1 pseudogene is annotated in these 254 nt (G+C 58.3%); it reads right to left on the reverse strand.

The window, feature by feature from the left end:
- A pseudogene (locus JAO32_RS19875) lies at window positions 1-254 on the reverse strand (1-deoxy-D-xylulose-5-phosphate reductoisomerase); the annotation flags it as partial.

Raw genomic sequence — 254 nt, forward strand, 5'->3', positions numbered from 1 at the left:
GTGACCTTCACCTTGCTCGGCGGCAGATCAAACAGGCGGCATGCTTCGATGATTTCAAGTCCCTTGTTGAGCATGGTGGCGCTATCAATGGTGATGCGCTGTCCCATAACCCACGTGGGATGCTTCAACGCCTGCGCAGGCGTGATGTGTTCAAAGTCTTTCAGTGGCGTGTTGCGGAAAGGACCACCGCTCGCGGTCAGCCATATCTGCTTCACTTCCGCGGTGGTGCCGGCGCGCATCGCCTGATGGATGGC

The organism is Terriglobus sp. ADX1 (genome assembly GCF_036877645.1).
In the GTDB taxonomy this organism is placed as follows: domain Bacteria; phylum Acidobacteriota; class Terriglobia; order Terriglobales; family Acidobacteriaceae; genus Terriglobus.